17 protein-coding genes are annotated in these 17,907 nt (G+C 69.2%); 9 read left to right on the top strand and 8 right to left on the bottom strand.

Features of this window, described 5'->3' with window-relative positions; translation table 11 throughout:
* Window positions 1-80: 80 nt before the first annotated feature.
* Window positions 81-1,118, top strand: coding sequence for a porin (locus tag GA0116996_RS16275; protein ID WP_092313684.1), 1,038 nt, complete (start codon window positions 81-83; stop codon window positions 1,116-1,118).
* A gap of 2 nt (window positions 1,119-1,120) precedes the next feature.
* Entirely contained in the window at window positions 1,121-1,969 is an 849-nt protein-coding gene (locus GA0116996_RS16270) for an N-formylglutamate amidohydrolase (protein WP_092313681.1), read from the top strand.
* A gap of 12 nt (window positions 1,970-1,981) precedes the next feature.
* Here GA0116996_RS16270 and GA0116996_RS16265 read toward each other — a convergent pair whose 3' ends face one another.
* From GA0116996_RS16265 to wrbA, 3 genes are read right to left on the bottom strand one after another with little or no spacing between them, the layout of a single operon-like run.
* Complete coding sequence (locus tag GA0116996_RS16265) at window positions 1,982-3,400, bottom strand: FAD-binding oxidoreductase (protein ID WP_092313678.1); 1,419 nt, start codon at window positions 3,398-3,400, stop codon at window positions 1,982-1,984.
* A gap of 19 nt (window positions 3,401-3,419) precedes the next feature.
* Window positions 3,420-3,827: a DUF2069 domain-containing protein gene (locus GA0116996_RS16260; RefSeq protein WP_092313675.1), complete on the bottom strand. Its 408-nt coding sequence runs from the start codon at window positions 3,825-3,827 to the stop codon at window positions 3,420-3,422.
* Window positions 3,824-4,426 carry an NAD(P)H:quinone oxidoreductase gene (wrbA, locus tag GA0116996_RS16255; protein WP_092313672.1) on the bottom strand — a complete coding sequence of 201 codons (603 nt, stop codon included), beginning with the start codon at window positions 4,424-4,426 and terminating at the stop codon, window positions 3,824-3,826. Before wrbA ends, GA0116996_RS16260 begins: the two co-directional genes overlap by 4 nt.
* A 185-nt stretch (window positions 4,427-4,611) precedes the next feature.
* On the opposite strand from wrbA, the gene GA0116996_RS16250 reads away from it, so the two are divergent.
* Window positions 4,612-5,958: a YihY family inner membrane protein gene (locus GA0116996_RS16250; protein ID WP_092313669.1), complete on the top strand. Its 1,347-nt coding sequence runs from the start codon at window positions 4,612-4,614 to the stop codon at window positions 5,956-5,958.
* Between the two features lie 450 nt (window positions 5,959-6,408).
* Here the strand turns inward: GA0116996_RS16250 and GA0116996_RS16245 are convergent, their stop codons facing one another.
* From GA0116996_RS16245 to GA0116996_RS16235, 3 genes are all read right to left on the bottom strand, one after another.
* The gene (locus GA0116996_RS16245) at window positions 6,409-6,726 is read right to left on the bottom strand and encodes an Mpo1-like protein (protein ID WP_092313666.1); all 318 of its coding nucleotides are present in this window, start codon (window positions 6,724-6,726) and stop codon (window positions 6,409-6,411) included.
* A gap of 98 nt (window positions 6,727-6,824) precedes the next feature.
* A complete protein-coding gene (locus tag GA0116996_RS16240; RefSeq protein ID WP_092313663.1) occupies window positions 6,825-7,649 on the bottom strand; it encodes an alpha/beta fold hydrolase in 825 nt (274 codons plus the stop codon).
* Window positions 7,649-8,965: an O-acetylhomoserine aminocarboxypropyltransferase gene (locus GA0116996_RS16235; RefSeq protein WP_092313660.1), complete on the bottom strand. Its 1,317-nt coding sequence runs from the start codon at window positions 8,963-8,965 to the stop codon at window positions 7,649-7,651. Before GA0116996_RS16235 ends, GA0116996_RS16240 begins: the two co-directional genes overlap by 1 nt.
* 245 nt (window positions 8,966-9,210) lie before the next feature.
* Between GA0116996_RS16235 and GA0116996_RS16230 the strand changes: the two genes are divergently transcribed.
* From GA0116996_RS16230 to GA0116996_RS16210, 5 genes are all read left to right on the top strand, one after another.
* Window positions 9,211-9,657: a CBS domain-containing protein gene (locus GA0116996_RS16230; RefSeq protein WP_092313657.1), complete on the top strand. Its 447-nt coding sequence runs from the start codon at window positions 9,211-9,213 to the stop codon at window positions 9,655-9,657.
* Window positions 9,658-9,847: 190 nt separating this feature from the next.
* Entirely contained in the window at window positions 9,848-11,746 is a 1,899-nt protein-coding gene (locus GA0116996_RS16225) for an MFS transporter (protein ID WP_092313654.1), read from the top strand.
* 21 nt (window positions 11,747-11,767) lie between these two features.
* A complete protein-coding gene (locus tag GA0116996_RS16220) occupies window positions 11,768-12,502 on the top strand; it encodes a glutathione S-transferase C-terminal domain-containing protein (RefSeq protein WP_092313651.1) in 735 nt (244 codons plus the stop codon).
* A gap of 85 nt (window positions 12,503-12,587) precedes the next feature.
* Window positions 12,588-13,697: a chorismate synthase gene (gene aroC, locus GA0116996_RS16215; RefSeq protein WP_026164292.1), complete on the top strand. Its 1,110-nt coding sequence runs from the start codon at window positions 12,588-12,590 to the stop codon at window positions 13,695-13,697.
* 1 nt (window position 13,698) lies between these two features.
* A complete protein-coding gene (locus GA0116996_RS16210) occupies window positions 13,699-14,970 on the top strand; it encodes an MFS transporter (RefSeq protein WP_092313648.1) in 1,272 nt (423 codons plus the stop codon).
* On the opposite strand, the gene GA0116996_RS16205 is transcribed toward GA0116996_RS16210, so the two are convergent.
* Entirely contained in the window at window positions 14,892-15,998 is a 1,107-nt protein-coding gene (locus tag GA0116996_RS16205; protein ID WP_092313645.1) for an NAD(P)/FAD-dependent oxidoreductase, read from the bottom strand. The two genes, GA0116996_RS16210 and GA0116996_RS16205, sit on opposite strands and share 79 nt — an antisense overlap.
* Window positions 15,999-16,036: 38 nt before the next feature.
* A complete protein-coding gene (locus tag GA0116996_RS16200) occupies window positions 16,037-16,753 on the bottom strand; it encodes a FadR/GntR family transcriptional regulator (RefSeq protein WP_092313642.1) in 717 nt (238 codons plus the stop codon).
* A gap of 243 nt (window positions 16,754-16,996) precedes the next feature.
* Between GA0116996_RS16200 and GA0116996_RS16195 the strand changes: the two genes are divergently transcribed.
* Entirely contained in the window at window positions 16,997-17,893 is an 897-nt protein-coding gene (locus GA0116996_RS16195; protein ID WP_092313639.1) for a flagellar brake domain-containing protein, read from the top strand.
* Window positions 17,894-17,907: the final 14 nt, after the last annotated feature.

The raw sequence follows: 17,907 nt of genomic DNA, 5'->3' as shown, positions 1-17,907 counted from the left end.
CCGCGCCGGCGGAACACGCGGCAGTTGGACCACAGAGGGGGGGAATTTTGCATGACAGACCACGACAGGGGAGCAGCAGCATGAACGGTATCCACACCCGGCGCGCACTCGCACGCGCCTGCCTCGGCGGCGCGCTGGCGCTGCTGTCGGCCGCGGCCGACGCAACGGTGACGCTGTATGGCCGTATCGACACCGACATCGAATACCAGAAGGGGCCCGATGGCCGGGCTGCGCAGATGGCGGACAACGCCTCGCGCTGGGGCCTGCGCGGCAGCGAAGAGCTGGGCGGCGGCCTGCGCGCGGCATTCGGCCTGGAGCAGGGCTTCGGCGCAGACAACGGCGTCGCCACCAACCCGCAGTTCCGCAACGCCTTCGTCGGCCTGCAGGGCGGCTTCGGCGCGATCGCGCTGGGCCGGCTCGATTCCGCGACGATCGTGGGTTCGCCGATCTATTCGCAGGTGACGCAGAACATCGACTTCGCCATTCACGACGCGGGCGCCACCGCGATCGGCACCAGGGTGCTGAACGCGCGCAACCGCGTGTCGAATGCGCTGGGTTATATGACGCCGAGCTTCGGCGGCTTCTCGGTGCGCGCGCGCATGAACCTGGCGGGACCGGATTCGACCACGCCCAATACCCGGCCGCCGGTGCAGGCGGAGGACGATTTCCGCCAGTTCGACCTGGGCCTGAACTACGCCGCCGGCAAGTTCGCGGCAGGCCTGGGCTATTCGCGCGATGCCAAGAGCGGCGGCCTGGTGGCCAACGATTTCCGCGACAAGGTGCAGGCGGTGGCTTCGTACGACTTCACCGTGGTCAACCTCTACGGCATCGTCGGGCGCGACCGCTACGCCGGCACCGCGACCACGCGCACCGACGTGCCGTACTGGCTGGTCGGCTTCTCGGTGCCGTACGGCGCCCACAAGCTCACCGTCAACTACATGCAGCGCGCGGTGCAGCGCGACCCGCAGGGCCGGCTCAGCAAGGTGCAGGCCGGCTACGGCTACAGCCTGAGCAAGCGCACCATGCCCTACGTCTTCTTTGACCGCGAGGATCCCAACTCGCACAAGTCCGGCGACACCGTGACCACGGTGGGCGTCGGCATCCAGCACAAATTCTGATCATGACGCTTCCGTATTCGCTGACTGAACCGGCCGGGGCGGCACTGCCGCTGGTGGTGGATTCCCCGCACAGCGGCCTGCTGCATGCCGAGACCCTGCCGCTGGCGGCGCCGCCCGAGGCCTTGCTGTCGGGCTGGGACGCCTATGTCGACCAGCTCTTCGCGCATGCGCCGCGGGTGGGCGGCACCTTGCTGTGCGCCGACTTCCCGCGCTGGCTGGTCGACGTCAACCGCGCCCGCGACGATATCGACCCCGACCTGATCGATGGCGCCATGCCTTATGAAGTGCGCCCCACCGACAAGTCCGGCCGCGGCATGGGCGTGCTGCGCCGGCTGGCGCTGCCGGGCGTGCCAGTCTATGCCGCGACGCTGTCGCCGTACATGGCGGAATACCTGCTCAAGACCTACTACGACCCGTACCACGCCGCGCTGTCGGGGCTGCTGGCGCAGCGCCATGCGCGCTGGGGCGCGGTGTGGCATCTCGACTGCCATTCGATGAAGTCGCGCGGCAATGCGATGAATGTCGACAACGGCGCCGCGCGGCCGGATTTCGTCGTCAGCAACGGCGACGGCTCCACTTGCTCGGCGGCATTCATCGAACTGGTGGCGGAGTGCCTGCGCAGCCTTGGCTACAAGGTGGCCATCAACTGGCCGTACAAGGGCGCGCAGCTGATCCGCGCCTATGCCGATCCGGCGCAGCGGCGCCACAGCCTGCAGATCGAGATCAACCGGGCGCTGTACATGGACGAGGCCACGCTGGCGCAGCATGCGGGCTTCGCCGTGCTGCGCGGCCATCTCGACGAACTGCTCGAGCACATCGCGGCCCATATCCACACCGAGCTGCGCCGCTGAGCGCAGGCGCGCTCAAACCACTTTGCCGGGATTCATCAGCCCGAGCGGATCCAGCGCGCCCTTGATCGCCCGCATCATGGCAAGTTCGACCTCGCTCTTGTAATGCCGGTTTTCCTCGCGCTTGAGCTGGCCCAGGCCGTGCTCGGCCGAGATCGAGCCGTTATGCGAGCGCACGCTGTCGTGCACGATGCGGTTGACCTGGTCCTGGTGCGCCAGGAAGTCATCGTGGTCGACGCCTTCGGGCGGCGCCACGTTGTAGTGCAGGTTGCCGTCGCCAAGATGGCCGAAGGTGACCATGCGCGCACCGGGAAAGGCGTTCTGCAGCAGCGCGTCGGTGCACTCGATAAAGTCCGCGACGCGCGATACCGGCACGGCGATGTCGTGCTTGATGTTCTTGCCGTCTTCCACCTGCGCCAGCGGAATATGCTCGCGCAGGTTCCAGAAGTCGCGCGACTGCTGCACCGATTCGGCCACCACCGCGTCGGCGACCACGCCGGCGTCGAAGGCGGCCGACATCATGGTCTCGAAGATGCCGCGCGCATGGGCTTCGCTTTCGCTGTCGGACAGTTCCAGCAGCACCAGCTGCGGATGCATGTCGGCGAACGGATAGCGCAGCTGCGGGAAGTGCCGCGTCACCAGCGTCATGCTGAGCGCCGACATCAGCTCGAAACCGGTCAGCATGGCGCCGGCGTGCGACTGGGCGATGGCCAGCAGCGCCAGCGCGGCGCGCGGGCTGTGCACCGCGGCCAGCGCCGTGACCGACGCGCGCGGCAGCGGGAACAGCTTCATCACCGCGGCGGTGATGATGCCCAGCGTGCCTTCGGCGCCGATGAACAGGTCGCGCAGGTCGTAGCCGGTGTTGTCCTTGCGCAGGCCGCGCAGCCCGTGCCAGGTTTCGCCGGAGGGCGTCACCACTTCCAGCCCCAGGCACAGTTCGCGCGTGTTGCCGTAGCGCAGCACCGCGGTGCCGCCGGCATTGGTCGACAGGTTGCCGCCGATGGTGCAGCTGCCCTCGGCCGCCAGGCTCAGCGGAAACAGCCGGCCGTGCTCGCGCGCCACCTCCTGCAGCTGCTGCAGCACCACGCCGGCCTCGACCGTGATGGTGTTGTTGAGCGGATCGACCTGGCGGATGCGGTTGAGCCGCTGCAGCGAGATCACCACTTGCGGTGCGCCCGCCACCGGCGTGGCGCCGCCGCACAGGCCGGTGTTGCCGCCCTGCGGTACCACGGCGATCCGGTGCGCGTGGCAGGCATGGACCACCTCGGCGACTTCCGCGGTGGTGCCCGGGCGCAGCACCGCCAGCGCCTCGCCGCGATAGCGCTTGCGCCAGTCGGTCAGGTAGGGCGCCTGGTCGGCCGCATCGGTCAGCACGTGCTGCGGGCCCAGCGCGGCGCGGCACAGTGCGAGGAAGGAGTCTTGAGGCGAGGTCATGGCGATGGATGGACGCGGTTCAGGACTTGGGCTCGGCCGCCTTGGCGGCGGCGCGGGCGCGGCGCTTGTACGGGCGCAGGTAGAGGATGGTGCTGGTGAAGAACACCAGCGTCAGCGCCACCTCGACCCACGCCAGCGTGGACGAGGGCGCGCGGTCGCTGGTGGCGCGCACGATGCCCTCGGTGAAGAACAGCAGGATCAGCATCGACGACCACTGCATGGTGTAGCGGTTGCGCGAGAGCACGCCGCGCAGCGGCAGCAGCAGCGGCAGGAACTTGAGGATCAGCCATGAGCCGCCCGGCCGCAGCGGCGCCAGGAACCATTCCCAGGCAATGCACAGCACCAGCAGCGCCAGCAGGCTGCCTACGCTGAGCCGGTACAGCCACGGGCTGTGCAGGGCCTGGTCGCTGTTTGCGGCGGGGGTCATGCCTGCGCTCCGGCCAGGCGCAGCGCGGTCTGCGCCAGCCGGCGGCCCATGGCCAGGGCCAGCGCCGATTCGTCTTCGGTGACGGGCCCGCGGTTGTCGCCGTGGGCATGGTGGCTGGGGCCGTACGGCGTGCCGCCCGAGGCCGTCGTCATCAGCCCCTTCTCGGAATAGGGCAGGCCCAGGATCAGCATGCCGTGGTGCAGCAGCGGCAGCATCATCGACAGCAGCGTGGTCTCCTGCCCGCCGTGCAGGCTGCCGGTGGCGGTGAACACGCAGGCGGGCTTGCCGGCGAGCGCACCCGACAGCCACTGGGCCACGGTGCCGTCGAGGAAGTACTTCACCGGCGCGGCCATGTTGCCGAAGCGGGTAGGGCTGCCCAGCGCCAGACCGGCGCATTCCTCCAGGTCGCGCAGCTCGGCATACGGCGGGCCGTCGGCGGGGATCTCCGGCGCGGTGGCCTCGCACACGGTGGAAACCGGCGGCACCGTGCGCAGGCGGGCCTGCGCGCCGGGGACGCTGTCGATGCCGGTGGCGATCAGTTCGGCGAGCTTGCGGGTGCTGCCGTGGCGGCTGTAGTACAGGACGAGGATCTCGGTCATGGAGCGGGATGGCCGGCGGTGAAGGGGCAGCGAAGCGGCGATGCGGGAGGGTGCCGGCAACAATGCGCGTATTATAGATGCGCCCCCCGCGCCATCTCCCGATGGCCTCGCGCTGCACGCGCAACGGGGCCATCCTTGAATTCGACAGACGATCCTACAGACCAGATCCAGGAGGTTGCTTGCGCATGATTGGAGCCCGCGTCGCCCGCCTGCGCCGGGAATGGAACCTGCAAAAGGTGCGTGCCCTGGCGCGCTATGCGCTGCGCCGCGCCGCCGAAGACCGCCTGCCGCAGGTCTCGGCCAGCCTGACCTTCACCACCGTGCTGGCGGTGGTGCCGGTGCTGACCGTGGCCTTCGCGCTGCTTGCCGCGTTCCCGGTGTTCCGCGACTTCCGCAATGCCATCGAGGCATTCCTGTTCCAGAACCTGATTCCCGGCAACGTCAGCGAATCGATCCAGCGCTATCTCGGCATGTTCGCCAAGAGCGCGCGCGGGCTGACCGCGATGGGCCTGGGCGGGCTGATGGTGACCTCGGTGCTGACCATGCTGACGGTGGAAGACGCGCTCAACGCGATCTGGCGCGTCAAGCAGCGCCGCCCGCTGGCGCAGCGGGTGCTGGTGTTCTGGGCGGTGCTGACCTTCGGCCCGGTGCTGATCGGCGCGAGCCTGTCGATCAGTTCCTACCTGATCTCGATCTCGGCCGGCTATGTCGGCACCATGCCGGTGGGGCTGGGCCTGCTGGTGGGCGCGGCGCCGGTGCTGCTGTCGGCGCTGGCCTTTGCCTTCCTGTACACGGCGGTGCCCAACGCCTATGTCGAGTGGCGCGACGCCATCGTGGCCGGGCTGGTCGCGGCGGTGGCGTTCGAATTCGCCAAGCGCGGCTTCGGCTATTTCATCACCGAGATCCCGGCCTACACCGCGGTCTACGGCACCTTCGCCGCGCTGCCGCTGTTCCTGCTGTGGATCTACCTGAGCTGGCTGGTGACACTGCTGGGCGCGACCATCGCCGCCAACCTGCCGGTGATCCGGCAGGGCTACTGGCGCCGCCGCAGCTTTGCCGGCAGCGAGTTCTTCGACGCGCTGGGCGTGCTGCTGCTGCTCTACCGCGCCCGCGATGAAGTGCCGCGCAGCGTCGGCGAACTGGACCTGAGCCGCAAGCTGCGGGTCGAGGCTGACTACCTGGCCAGCCTGCTGGACAAGCTCAAGGCCATGCACCTGGTCGGCCGCCTGCAGCAGGAGCGCGGCCAGGCCCACTGGGCGCTGCTGTGCGACCCGTCGCAGGTGACGCTGCGCACGCTGCATGACCGGCTGGTGCTGAACCTGCCGCGGCTGCCTCGCACGGCGCTGGCGCAGCATCTGCGCGGCGCCGATGCGCTCAAGTCGATATTGGACAATCCGCAGCTGGACCAGACGCTGGAAACGGTGTTCCGGCAGCAGCCGGTGGACTTGCCGCCCACGGCCGGCGATGGCGACGGACAGCGCCCGCGGCGTGCGCTGGAGGTGGTGCCACCGGGGTGGCATGGGCAGGTTTGATTTTTGGTTAGCTGGCTTGCAGGCTGGCGCGTGATTGGACCGGATCACAGGCCGACAGCGCCAAGCGAGCGCAGCGAGGCGTACCGTGCCACGCCCCCTGACCTGCGAGACTGACGGCGCAGCAGCCGTAGGCGTTCCTACGACAAGGCCGGCAGCAGGGGCCACTCCGCGCTCTGGGCTCGTTCAACCCACACTTCAACGCCCCTGCCACAGTGGTGCACCACCGCGGCAGGCAGTCCTGCTATGTGAGGAAGCCAAGCCCCGTACGAAAACGCCCAGGCACACTACGATAAGACATGCCGCCCGCAGGGCAGTAAACGCGCTTTTTGGTTACTTTTTGGCGCTCGGCCAAAAAGTGACCCGCCCAGGAGGGCGGAACCAGGCAGTTCAACAGCCGACAGCATGTCACCAACAGCGCCCACCCCAAATTAGCGTCAGGCCCCGCCCCCCTCAAAACGAAATCCTCCCCCGCCAAATATCGGCATACATCACCCAATCCCCCATCAGGCTATAAACCGGATGCCGGAACGTAGCCGGCCGATTCTTCTCGAACCCGAAATGCCCGACCCAGGCGAACGCATACCCCGCCACCACCGCGGCGAGCAGCCACCAGGCATTGCCGGTCACGACCAGCGCCACCAGGCACAGCAGCGCCACCGTCGAGCCGGCGAAATGCAGCCGCCGGCAGGTACGGTTCTGGTGCTCGCTCAGGTAGTAGGGATAGAAGGCCGCGAAATTCTCGAACTCGCGCGCGCGGGCGTGGGCCATGGCTGTCTCCGGCAGGTCTTGTTTGCTGCAGTGTAGACCTTCGGCGCCGGGATGTAATGCGGACGGCCGCCGGCGTGGCCAGCCGTCCGGGACCAGCGTCAGCCCGCTGCCACCACCTTGCGCGCAAACGCCGCCAGCGCATCCAGCACTTCATCCGGACGCTCGCCCATCAGCGCGTGGCCGCACGGCACCGTCACCAGGCTTGCGCTGCGCATCTTGCCCGCCAGGGCCTGGGCCGCCTTCGGCGAAGTCATCATGTCCTTGCTGCCGGTGACGAACAGCGCAGGGCACGCCGCCGCCGCGGCGGCTTCCTCGCCATGGGCATAGGCGTTGCAGGCCGTGAAGTCATTGTGGAACACATGCGCCTGCGGGTTGTTGCGCGCCACCCGTTCCATCAGCCGCTGGCTGCCGCCATGCATCCATGCGCCGGGGCCCGGCGACGACGGCTTGTTGGCGAGGCTGGAATGCGACCAGGCGTTGACCATGGCGATGGCTTCGCCCTCGCGATTGAGCGAAGCGTCCAGCAGCGCGTCCGAGACCTTCATCGGATAGGCCGTGGCCAGCAGGCCGATGCCGCGCACCGCCTGCGGATGCCGCGCCGCGCATTCCAGCGCGATCAGCGAGCCCATGCTGTGGCCGAACACCAGGGCCGGCGCGGTGACGCCGGCGGCGGCCACCAGCGCCATGACCCAGTCGGCCATGGCTTCGACCGTGGCCAGCGGCGCGCCCTTGCTGCGGTTGTGGCCGGGCAGGTCCACCGCCAGCACCGAGAAGCCATGGTTGGCGAACCAGCGCGTCTGCAGCGCCCACACGCTGTGGTCGTTCTGCGCGCCGTGGACGAAGACGGCGCAGGGCAGGGCGGGATCGAAAGCTTTGCCGCCGGTATAGGCATAGGCCGGCTGGCCGGCAAGGTTCAGTTCCATCAGGCTTGCCCTCCCTGTTTGCCCGCGCCCATGGCCTTCTCGGCCGCCTTCAGGCCGCGCTTGAGATCGTCGATCAGGTCGTCGGCATCCTCCAGGCCGACCGACAGCCGGATCGTGCCTTCGGTAATGCCCGCCGACTGCAGCGCGGCCGCGTCCATGCGGAAGTGCGTGGTCGAGGCCGGGTGGATCACCAGCGAGCGCGCATCGCCCACGTTGGCCAGGTGCGAGAACAGCGACAGGCTTTCGATAAAGCGCTGGCCGGCGACCCGGTTGCCCTTCAGGTTGAAGCTGAACACCGCGCCACAGCCGCGCGGCAGCAGGCGTTTGGCCAGTTCGTAGTCGGGGTGCGATTCCAGTTCCGGGTACGACACCGACTCCACCATCGGATGCGACACCAGGAACTGCACCACCTTGCGGGTGTTGTCGACATGGCGGCTCATGCGCAGCGGCAGCGTCTCCACGCCCTGCAGCAGCTGCCACGCCGCCATCGGGTTCATGCACGCGCCGAAATCGCGCAGCCCTTCGCGGCGCGCGCGCAGCAGGAACGGCGCCACCGTGCTTTCCTCGGTGAACACCATGTTATGGAAGCCCTCGTACGGCTCGGACAGCTCCGGGAAGCGCCCCGAGGCCTCGAAGTCGAAGGTGCCGCCCTCGACCAGCACGCCGCCGATGGTGGTGCCGTGGCCGCCCAGGAACTTGGTGGCCGAGTGGTAGAGCAGGCCGGCGCCATGGTCGAACGGCCGCAGCAGGTAGGGCGTGGTGAAGGTGGAGTCCACCAGCAGCGGGATGCCGTGGTCCTGGCCCAGTTGCGCCAGGGTCGGGATGTCGAGCACGTCCAGCCCGGGGTTGCCCAGCGTCTCGCCGAACAGCAGCCGGGTATCGGGCCGGATGGCCGCGCGCCAGGCGTCGATGTCGCGCGCCTTGACGAAGGTGGTCTCGATGCCGAAGCGGCGCAGCGTGTAGTGCAGCAGGTTGTGCGAGCCGCCGTACAGCGCCGACGATGCCACGATATGCGAGCCCGCACCCATCAGCGTGGCCACCGCCAGGTGCAGCGCGGCCTGGCCCGAGGCCGTGGCGATGGCGCCGGCGCCGTTCTCGAGCGCGGCGATGCGCTCCTCGAGCACCGCCACCGTGGGGTTGGAAATGCGGGAGTAGACGTGCCCCGCGCGCTCCATGTTGAACAGCGACGCGGCGTGCTCGCTGTCGCGGAACACGAAGGACGTGGTCAGGTGGATGGGGGTGGCGCGGGCCCCGGTGGCGGGGTCGGGCGCGGCGCCGGCGTGCAGCGCCAGCGTGTCGAAGCGGGTTCCGGACATGGTCGGTCGGCCTTGAGTTGTCTCCGGCCAGCATCGTAGCATCGTGTGCCCGCCCACGCTCGGTGGCGGCCCGCAAACCGGCCTCCCGCTTTACTTTGGCGGCGGGTTTGGGCTAGCATCGGCCAACGGGCAAGGCGCCCGCACACCCCTAAACAGAAAACAATGTGACCGGCATCGCCCCCGCCAGCGGCCGCGGCGATGCCCTCAGTTTCAGCTCGGACAGAGCGCAGGCAGCGGAGACCATCATGAAAGTCAGCGACATCCTCCAGATCAAGGGCAATACGCTCTATACCGTGACGCCTGACACCTCCTTGCTGGTCGCGGTGCACACCATGGCCGAGCACGATATCGGCTCGCTGGTGGTGATGGAGTACGGCGACCTGGTGGGCATGCTGACCTTCCGCGAGATCATCGAGACCCTGGCGCGCAACCACGGCAACGTCGGCACCAGCAGCATCCGCAAGGTGATGGACGATGCGCCGCTGACCTGCACCATGGAAACCGACGTCAACGAGGTCCGCCGGATGATGCTGGAGCGTCACACCCGCTACCTGCCGGTGCTCGACAACCGCACCCTGATGGGCGTGATTTCGTTCTACGACGTGGCCAAGGCCGTGGTCGAGGACCAGAGCTTCGAGAACAAGATGCTCAAGGCCTATATCCGCGACTGGCCGGAAGAGCGCGCCGAGTGAGGTGCCAAGTGAGGGCGCCGGGCCGCGCCGGCTGAGTCCACCCGAAGCCACCCAGGCCTCCTGAAACCGCCTGCGGAAATACCCTCGGTTGGCGCCACCTGGCCGCGGCAAGGTGGCGGCAAGGCCGCGGCTGCGGCACACTAGCCGGCGTTCCCATTTCCGTGGCGGTCCCCGACCGACCGGCCCCCTCATGAGCCAACACAGCCAGTTCCGACTGCTCGGCCTGCGCCGTTTCGCGCCGTTCTTCTGGACCCAGTTCCTGGGGGCGATGAACGACAACGTGTTCAAGGTCGCCTTCACCTCGCTGGTGACCTACCACACGGCGCTGTTCGAGGGCGTCGACGCGCGCAGCGCGGCGTTCCTGATCTCGGCCATCTTTATCGCGCCGTTCGTGCTGTTCTCGGCCACCAGCGGGCAGATCGCCGACAAGCTGGAGAAGTCGCGCCTGATCCGGCTGGTCAAGTCGCTGGAGATCGCCATCATGGTGCTGGGGCTGGCCGGCTTTGCCTGGCACAGCGCGCCGCTGCTGTACGCCGGCACCTTCCTGATGGGGCTGCATTCCACGCTGTTCGGGCCGGTCAAATTCGCCTACCTGCCGCAGCACCTGGACGAAAGCGAACTGGTCGGCGGCAACGGGCTGGTCGAGATGGGCACCTTCGTCGCGATCCTGATCGGCACGCTGATCGGGGGCGAGCTGGCCGGGCTGCAGCAGGGCGGCGCCATCGTCGGACCGCTGTATGTGGGCGCGGCCTGCGTGATCATCGCCGTGGCCGGGCGGCTGGTGGCGGGCCGGATCCCGGCGTCGCCGGCGCCGCAGCCGGACCTGCGCATCAACTGGAACCCGTTTTCCGAGACCTGGCGCAACCTGGCGCTGGCGCGCGGCAATCGCACCGTGTTCCTGAGCCTGCTCGGCATTTCGTGGCTGTGGTTCCTCGGCGCGACCTTCCTGACCTCGTTCTTCAGCTATGCCAAGGATGTGCTGGGCGGCGACCAGAATGTGGTGACGCTGCTGCTGGCGGTGTTCTCGCTGGGCATCGGCACCGGTTCGCTGCTGTGCGAGCGCCTGTCGGGGCGCCATGTCGAGATCGGCCTGGTGCCGTTCGGCTCGATCGGCATGACCGTGTTCGCGGTCGACCTGTACTTTGCCAGCCAGGGGCAGGCGCCGGCCGCGTTGAGCGGCATCGGCGCCTTCCTGGCCGCGCCGCACCACTGGCGCGTGCTGGCCGACCTGTTCTTGCTGGCGATGTTCGGCGGCTTCTACAGCGTGCCGCTGTACGCGCTGATCCAGAGCCGCAGCGCGCCCACGCACCGCGCCCGCATCATCGCCGCCAACAACATCCTGAACAGCTTCTTCATGATCGCGGCCTCGCTGCTGGGCGTGGCGCTGACCCAGGCGGGCTACACCATCCCGCAGCTGTTTCTGGTGGTGGGGCTGCTCAACGCGGTGGTGGCGGTCTATATCTACTCGCTGGTGCCGGAATTCCTGCTGCGTTTTATCGCCTGGATCCTGGTCCATACCCTCTATCGCCTGCGCCGCATCAACGCCGAGCGCATCCCCGCCGAAGGCCCGGCGGTGCTGGTATGCAACCACGTCAGCTTCGCCGACGCGGTGGTGCTGATGGCGTGCAGCCCGCGCCCGGTGCGCTTCTTGATGGACCACAACATCTTCAAGGTGCCGCTGCTGTCGTGGTTCTTCCGTCAGGCGCGCGCGATCCCGATCGCGCCGGCGCACCAGGACCCCGAGATGCTCAGGCGCGCCTACGACAGCGTGGCCCAGGCACTGGACGATGGCGACCTGGTCTGCATCTTCCCCGAAGGCAAGATCACCGCCACCGGCGACATCAATCCGTTCAAGCAGGGCGTGCAGCAGATCATCCGCCGCACCCCGGTGCCGGTGGTGCCGATGGCGCTGCGCGGGCTGTGGGGCAGCTTCTTCTCGCGCAAGGGCGCGCCGGCGATGTCGCGGCCGTTCCGGCGCGGCATCCTGAACCGGCTGGAGCTGGTGGTGGGCGAGCCGGTGCCGCCCGAGTCGGCCACGCCGGAAGGCCTGCAGCAGATGGTGCAGACCCTGCGCGGCGACTGGCGCTAGCTGACGCAAAGGCGATCCTCGATGATTACCCTCTATACCTTCGGCCCCGCCTTCGGGCTGCCCGATGCCAGCCCCTTCGTCACCAAGGCCGAGATGCTGCTGAAGCTGGCCGGCCTGCCGTACACGGCGCGCCGCGGCAGCCTGCGGCGCGCGCCCAAGGGCAAGCTGCCGTACCTGGACGACATGGGCCGGATCGTGGCCGATTCCACCATGATCCGCTGGCATATCGAGAAGACCTACCACATCGATTTCGACGCGGGCCTGAGCGCGGCCGAGCGCGGCGTCGCCTGGGCCGCCGAGAAGCTGATGGAGGACCATCTCTACTGGGCGGTGGCGCGGGTGCGCTGGCTCGACCAGGCCAATTTCGACAAGGGGCCGGCGCAGTTCTTCCGCAGCGTGCCGGCGCCGGTGCGCGGGCTGGCCGAGCGGCTGGTGCGCCACAAGGTGCGCAAGACGCTGTGGGGCCAGGGCCTGGGCCGGCATAGCGAGGAAGAGCTGGTGGCGCTGGCGAGCAAGGGCGTGACCTCGATTGCCGACATCCTGGGCGACAAGCCCTACCTGATGGGCGACCAGCCGTGCGGCGCCGATGCCACGCTGTTTGCCTTTGCCGGCAGCCTGCTGTGCCCCGTATTCGACACCCCGATCCGCACCGCGGCCGAGGGTCATGCCAACCTGGTGGCCTATATGGACCGGATGCGCGCCGAGTTCTACCCGGAGCTGGCCGCCGCGCCGGCGGCGCAAGGCGTCGCCGCCTGAGCCCGCCGGCGCCGCCAAGGGCCGCCCGAGCCCGGCCATTGGCCTTACAATGGAGGCCGTCCCCAATTCCTGTGCGGTTTCCATCATGTCCGGCAACACCCTTGGCCTGCTTTTCACTGTCACCACCTTCGGCGAATCGCACGGGCCCGCCATCGGCGCGGTGGTGGACGGCTGCCCGCCGGGCCTGGCGCTGACCGAGGCCGATATCCAGGGCGACCTGGACCGCCGCAAGCCCGGCACCTCGCGCCACGTCACCCAGCGCAAGGAACCCGACCAGGTCGAGATCCTGTCCGGCGTGTTCGAGGGCAAGACCACCGGCACCCCGATCTGCCTGCTGATCCGCAACACCGACCAGCGCAGCAAGGACTACGGCAATATCGTCGAGACCTTCCGCCCGGGCCACGCCGACTACACCTACTGGCAGAAATACGGCATCCGCGACCATCGCGGCGGCGGCCGCTCGTCGGCGCGCCTGACCGCGCCGGTGGTGGCGGCGGGCGCGGTGGCCAAGAAGTGGCTGCGCGAGCAGTACGGCACCGAGATCCGGGGCTATATGTCGCAGCTGGGCGAGATCGCGGTGCCGTTCACCGACTGGTCGCACGTGCCGGAGAACCCGTTCTTCGCCGCCAATGCCGACATCATCCCCGAGCTCGAAACCTATATGGACGCGCTGCGCCGCGACGGCGACTCGGTCGGCGCGCGGATCGAGGTGGTGGCCAGCAACGTGCCCGTGGGCCTGGGCGAGCCGCTGTTCGACAAGCTCGATGCCGATATCGCGCACGCGATGATGGGCATCAACGCGGTCAAGGGCGTCGAGATCGGCGCCGGCTTCGACAGCGTCGCGCAGCGCGGCAGTGTCCATGGCGACGAACTGACCGCCGCGGGCTTCCGCACCAACAACGCCGGCGGCGTGCTGGGTGGCATCTCCACCGGGCAGGACGTCACCGTGTCGCTGGCGATCAAGCCGACCTCGTCGATCCGCACCCCGCGCGAATCGATCGACAAGGCCGGCAACGCCGCCACCGTCGAGACCTTCGGCCGCCACGATCCGTGCGTGGGCATCCGCGCCACGCCGATCGCCGAGGCCATGCTGGCGCTGGTGCTGATCGACCACGCGCTGCGCCACCGCGCCCAGTGCGGCGACGTCCGCGTCGAAACGCCGCGCATCCCCGCGCAGGCCGGCCAGACCCGCTGACTTGACGCCGCAGCGCGCGGGCGGCCAAAGCGGGGCCGGCGGCCCCGACCATGCCCGCTTCGGGCTCTTTTACCTGGGCTATTACGGCTACGTCGGCCTGATCTCGCCCTACGTCAGCCTGTACTTCGCCGATCGCGGTTTCGACCCGGTGCAGATCGGCGTGCTGATGGCCAGCTTCCAGGTCAGCCGCATCGTCGGGCCCTACCTCTGGGGCTGGCTGTCCGACGTCATGCACACGCGCGTGCGCATCCTGCGCGTGAGCGCGTTCACGTCGCTGCTGGCGTTCCTGATGCTGCCCGGCGTCGGCAGCTACGGCGGCATGATGGCGATGATGCTGACGCTGAGCCTCTTGACCAGCGCGATGTCGCCGCTGGGCGATGCCCTCACCATTTCCACGCTGCGCCGTCACGGCGCCTTCGACCACAGCTACGGCCGCATCCGCATGTTCGGCTCGCTCGGCTTTATCGGCGCGGTGCTGGCCGGCGGGGCGTTGTTCGAGGCGGTCGGCATGCGCGCGTTCCCGTGGGTGGCAAGCGCCGTGCTCGCGATCCTGGCCGGGGTGGTGCTGACCATGCGCGATGCCGCCGACGAGGGCCCGCGCACGGCGCCGCCGCGCGCCTTGCCGCTGCTGCGCCGCCCGGACGTGGCCTGGTTCCTGGCCTCGGCCTTCCTGATGATGTTCGCGCACGCCGCGCTCTACGTGTTCTATTCGCTGTGGCTGGAGACGCTGGGCTACAGCAAGTTCGCCATCGGCATGATGTGGACCATCGGCGTGGTCGCCGAGATCGTCTTCTTCTACTACCAGGGGCTGCTGTTCGCGCGCCTGGCGCTGCGCACCATCCTGGCGGGCACCTTCGTGCTGGCGGCGCTGCGCTTCGGGCTGACCGGCTACTTCGCGCAGTTGGCATGGCTGATGGCGCTGGTGCAGGTGCTGCACGCGGCGACTTTTGCCGCGCACCACAGCGCCAGCCTGAAGCGCCTGCAGGCCTGGTTTGCCGGGCCGCTGCAGGGGCGCGGGCAGGCGCTGTACACCGGCATCTCCTACGGCGTCGGCGGCACGCTGGGCGGGCTGGCGATGGGCTGGACCTGGAACGCGCTGGCGCCGGCGCACACCTTCGGGCTCGCCGCCGCGGCCGCGGCGGCGGGGGCGTTCTGCGCGGTGATGAGCTTTCGCGCGGAAGGCGACGGCGCGCTTCAGTCCAGCGCCGCGCAGACCCGCTCGGCAATCGCCAGCGACGAGGTCAGCCCGGGCGATTCGATGCCGAACAGGTGAACCAGGCCCGGCACGCCGTGCACGGCGGGGCCGTCGATGCGGAAGTCCGCCGCGGCTTCATGCGGGCCGCTGATCTTGGGGCGGATGCCGGCGTAGCCGGGCTGCAGCGCGTCGTCGGCCAGTCCCGGCCAATAGCGGCGCACCTCGTCATAGAAGGCGTCGGCGTCCGCCGCATCCACGCCGTATTCGATCTCGTCGATCCAGCGCACATTGGGGCCGAAGCGCGCCTGGCCGCCCAGGTCGATGGTCAGGTGCACGCCAAGGCCGGCGGCCTCGGGCACGGGATAGATCAGCCGTGAGAACGGCGCGCGGCCGGCTAGCGTGAAATAGCAGCCCTTGGCGTAGTACTGCGGCGGGATGTGGGCTTCGGGCATGCCGTCGATGCGGCGCGCCAGTTCCGGTGCCGTGAGCCCGGCCGAATTGACCACCGTGCGCGCCAGCAGCGTGGTGGCGCTGCCGTCTTCCGCGCCGATCTCCAGCCGGATGCCGTCCGCCGTGACCGCGCCGCCCAGCACCGGCGACTGCACCGCCAGCATTGCGCCGGCGTTTTCCGCATCGCCCAGCAGCGCCGTCATCAGGCCATGGCTGTCGACGATGCCGGTCGACGGCGACAGCAGCGCCGCGTGGCACTGCAGCTGAGGCTCCAGCGCCTGCGCTTCGGCGCGGTCGAGCAGGCGCAGGTCGTCCACGCCATTGGCGGCGGCCTTGGCGCGGATGCCTTCGAGCGTCGCCACCTGCGCCGCGCTGGTGGCGACGATCAGCTTGCCGCAGCGCTGGTGCGCCACGTGCCGGCTGGCGCAGTAATCGTACAGCATGGCCTTGCCGCGCACGCACAGCTGCGCCTTGAGCGAGCCGGCCGGATAGTAGATGCCGGCATGGATGACCTCGCTGTTGCGCGCGCTGGTGATGGTGCCGAAGGCGTTCTCGGCTTCCAGGATGATCACTTCGCGGCCTTGCAGCGCCAGCGCGCGCGCGACCGCCAGTCCCACCACGCCGGCGCCGATTACGACGCAATCCACTGTTTCCATGGTTGTTCCTTGCTTCAGGGGTCTCGATATATCCGGGTTCAGGCAGGCAGGCCCAGGCGCGCGGCGGCGGCTGCCAGGTGCTGCTGCGCGGCGTTGCGCGCGGCCGTGGCGTTGCCGGCGGCAATGGCTTCGGCCAGGGCCGCGTGTTCCTGGTCGGCGGCGCGCGGCGCGCCGGTGGCGTTGCTCAGCCGCGCGGTGTTCTCCCACGCGCGCTGGCGCGCGGCCAGCATCTGCTGGCTGACGAAATCCGTCAGCCCGGTAAAGCAGGGGTTGTGCGCGGCTTCGGCAATGGCATGGTGGAACGCCATGTCGGCCGCGGCGGCGCTGGCCATGTCGCCGTGCCCGTCGGCCTGCGCCTGCATTGCCGCCAGCGCGGCGCGGATGGCCTCGATGTCGGCCTCGGTGCGCCGCCGCGCCGCCATTTCGGCGCAGGCGGTCTCCACCACGCGGCGCAGCTCGAACAGCTGCGCCAGCGTCGGGCCGCCGTCGGGCGCGCTGGCCACGCGCCAGGCCTGGCCGCCCGGGGTCTCCGACACATAGGCGCCGGAGCCCTTGCGCGTGACCAGCACGCCGTCGGCCTTCAGCTGGGCAATGGCCTCACGCACGATCGGGCGGCTGACGCCGAAGGCGTCGGCCAGCGCGGACTCGGCCGGCAGGCGCGCGCCCGCGCCGTAGCGGCCGGCAAGGATGTCGTCATGCAGGGTCTGCGCGATGCGTGTGGCAAGCGAAGCCGGACGGGGCAGGAGAGTGGTCATGGCGCTCGATGTGTCAGGCTGTCTGACAGGTTTTCGCGATTCTGGACTCAACTTTGCGGCGCGTCAAGCTTGCATCAGGTAGCCGATGCTACACATGCGGCCTCGGTATCTATTGCCCGGCACTAAATTTCGCTGCACGGACGCCGATAGAAGCCCAATACAGGCGGCGGAGTCCGTGCGTCAGTTCCGCCCAGGGCTCGTCGCGTCCCAGCACGCCCACGCCGGGGCCAACTGCAAACAGCCATGATCCAGCTCACCCCTAACGATCTTCCCGTCGGCCACCCGCTGCCCTGGTCATTGCTCGATGGCGAGGGCAACCTGGTGCTCGGCAGCGGCAACATCATTCCCGATGCGCGCGACCTGGCGCTGGTGTTCCGCCACGGCACGGTGTGCCGCGACGACGCCGGCGACGAGGTTGCCGAGGACTTGCGCCCGGCCACCGGGCCGCTCGGCCTGCAGGTCGGCACGCTGCTGCATGTCAAGCTCGACGGCGAGTCCGCGCGCCCGGCCGCCAGCCGCCTGATCGGCTTTATCGAGCAGGGGCTCTTTGTCACCTGGCCGCAACTGGGCGGGCGCGACCTGCCGCTGCAGGCCGGTGATGGCGTGGTGCTGCGCGGCTTCTCGGGACACGCCATCCACAGCTTCACCTCGACCATTACCGCCGTGTGCCGCAGCCCGTTCCGCTACCTGGTGCTGTCGGCGCCGGTGCAGCGGCACGCGACGCCGGTGCGCAAGGCCGCGCGCGTGCCCACCCGCCTGGCCGCTTACCTGACCGAACCCGGCGATGATGACGGCAGCGCCGGCAGCGCCGGCAGCGCCGCGCGCCTGTCGCTGCTGTCCGACCTCAGCACCGGCGGCGCGCTGGTGCAGACCACCTCTCCGGCCCCCGCGCCGGGCAGCCGCGTGCGGCTGCGCTTCAAGCTGCGTACCGCGTCGCTGGACAGCGAGGTGGTGATCGACGGCTGGGTCCGCATGGCGCCAGCCGGCGCCGCCGGCGACGATGCCGACTTCCCCGCGTTCGGCGTGGCCTTCGATGTCCTGGCCGAGCGCGAACTGACGCTGCTGCAGTGCTACATCTACGAGCAGCTGCTTTCCAGCACCCGCATGCCCGTGCAACCGGCGGCTGTAGCGGCCGTTTAGAGGAAATCCGCTAA

This window comes from Cupriavidus alkaliphilus, from assembly GCF_900094595.1.
In the GTDB taxonomy this organism is placed as follows: Bacteria; Pseudomonadota; Gammaproteobacteria; order Burkholderiales; family Burkholderiaceae; genus Cupriavidus; species Cupriavidus alkaliphilus.
This window is presented reverse-complemented; position numbering and strand designations above follow the sequence as displayed.

What these genes read in the sequence shown, in the direction of transcription:
- GA0116996_RS16275 (WP_092313684.1), top strand. Translation starts at nt 81, where the DNA reads ATGAACGGTATCCACACCCGGCGCGCACTCGCACGCGCCTGCCTCGGC.
- GA0116996_RS16270 (WP_092313681.1), top strand. Translation starts at nt 1,121, where the DNA reads ATGACGCTTCCGTATTCGCTGACTGAACCGGCCGGGGCGGCACTGCCG.
- GA0116996_RS16265 (WP_092313678.1), bottom strand. Translation starts at nt 3,400, where the DNA reads ATGACCTCGCCTCAAGACTCCTTCCTCGCACTGTGCCGCGCCGCGCTG.
- GA0116996_RS16260 (WP_092313675.1), bottom strand. Translation starts at nt 3,827, where the DNA reads ATGACCCCCGCCGCAAACAGCGACCAGGCCCTGCACAGCCCGTGGCTG.
- wrbA (WP_092313672.1), bottom strand. Translation starts at nt 4,426, where the DNA reads ATGACCGAGATCCTCGTCCTGTACTACAGCCGCCACGGCAGCACCCGC.
- GA0116996_RS16250 (WP_092313669.1), top strand. Translation starts at nt 4,612, where the DNA reads ATGATTGGAGCCCGCGTCGCCCGCCTGCGCCGGGAATGGAACCTGCAA.
- GA0116996_RS16245 (WP_092313666.1), bottom strand. Translation starts at nt 6,726, where the DNA reads ATGGCCCACGCCCGCGCGCGCGAGTTCGAGAATTTCGCGGCCTTCTAT.
- GA0116996_RS16240 (WP_092313663.1), bottom strand. Translation starts at nt 7,649, where the DNA reads ATGGAACTGAACCTTGCCGGCCAGCCGGCCTATGCCTATACCGGCGGC.
- GA0116996_RS16235 (WP_092313660.1), bottom strand. Translation starts at nt 8,965, where the DNA reads ATGTCCGGAACCCGCTTCGACACGCTGGCGCTGCACGCCGGCGCCGCG.
- GA0116996_RS16230 (WP_092313657.1), top strand. Translation starts at nt 9,211, where the DNA reads ATGAAAGTCAGCGACATCCTCCAGATCAAGGGCAATACGCTCTATACC.
- GA0116996_RS16225 (WP_092313654.1), top strand. Translation starts at nt 9,848, where the DNA reads ATGAGCCAACACAGCCAGTTCCGACTGCTCGGCCTGCGCCGTTTCGCG.
- GA0116996_RS16220 (WP_092313651.1), top strand. Translation starts at nt 11,768, where the DNA reads ATGATTACCCTCTATACCTTCGGCCCCGCCTTCGGGCTGCCCGATGCC.
- aroC (WP_026164292.1), top strand. Translation starts at nt 12,588, where the DNA reads ATGTCCGGCAACACCCTTGGCCTGCTTTTCACTGTCACCACCTTCGGC.
- GA0116996_RS16205 (WP_092313645.1), bottom strand. Translation starts at nt 15,998, where the DNA reads ATGGAAACAGTGGATTGCGTCGTAATCGGCGCCGGCGTGGTGGGACTG.
- GA0116996_RS16200 (WP_092313642.1), bottom strand. Translation starts at nt 16,753, where the DNA reads ATGACCACTCTCCTGCCCCGTCCGGCTTCGCTTGCCACACGCATCGCG.
- GA0116996_RS16195 (WP_092313639.1), top strand. Translation starts at nt 16,997, where the DNA reads ATGATCCAGCTCACCCCTAACGATCTTCCCGTCGGCCACCCGCTGCCC.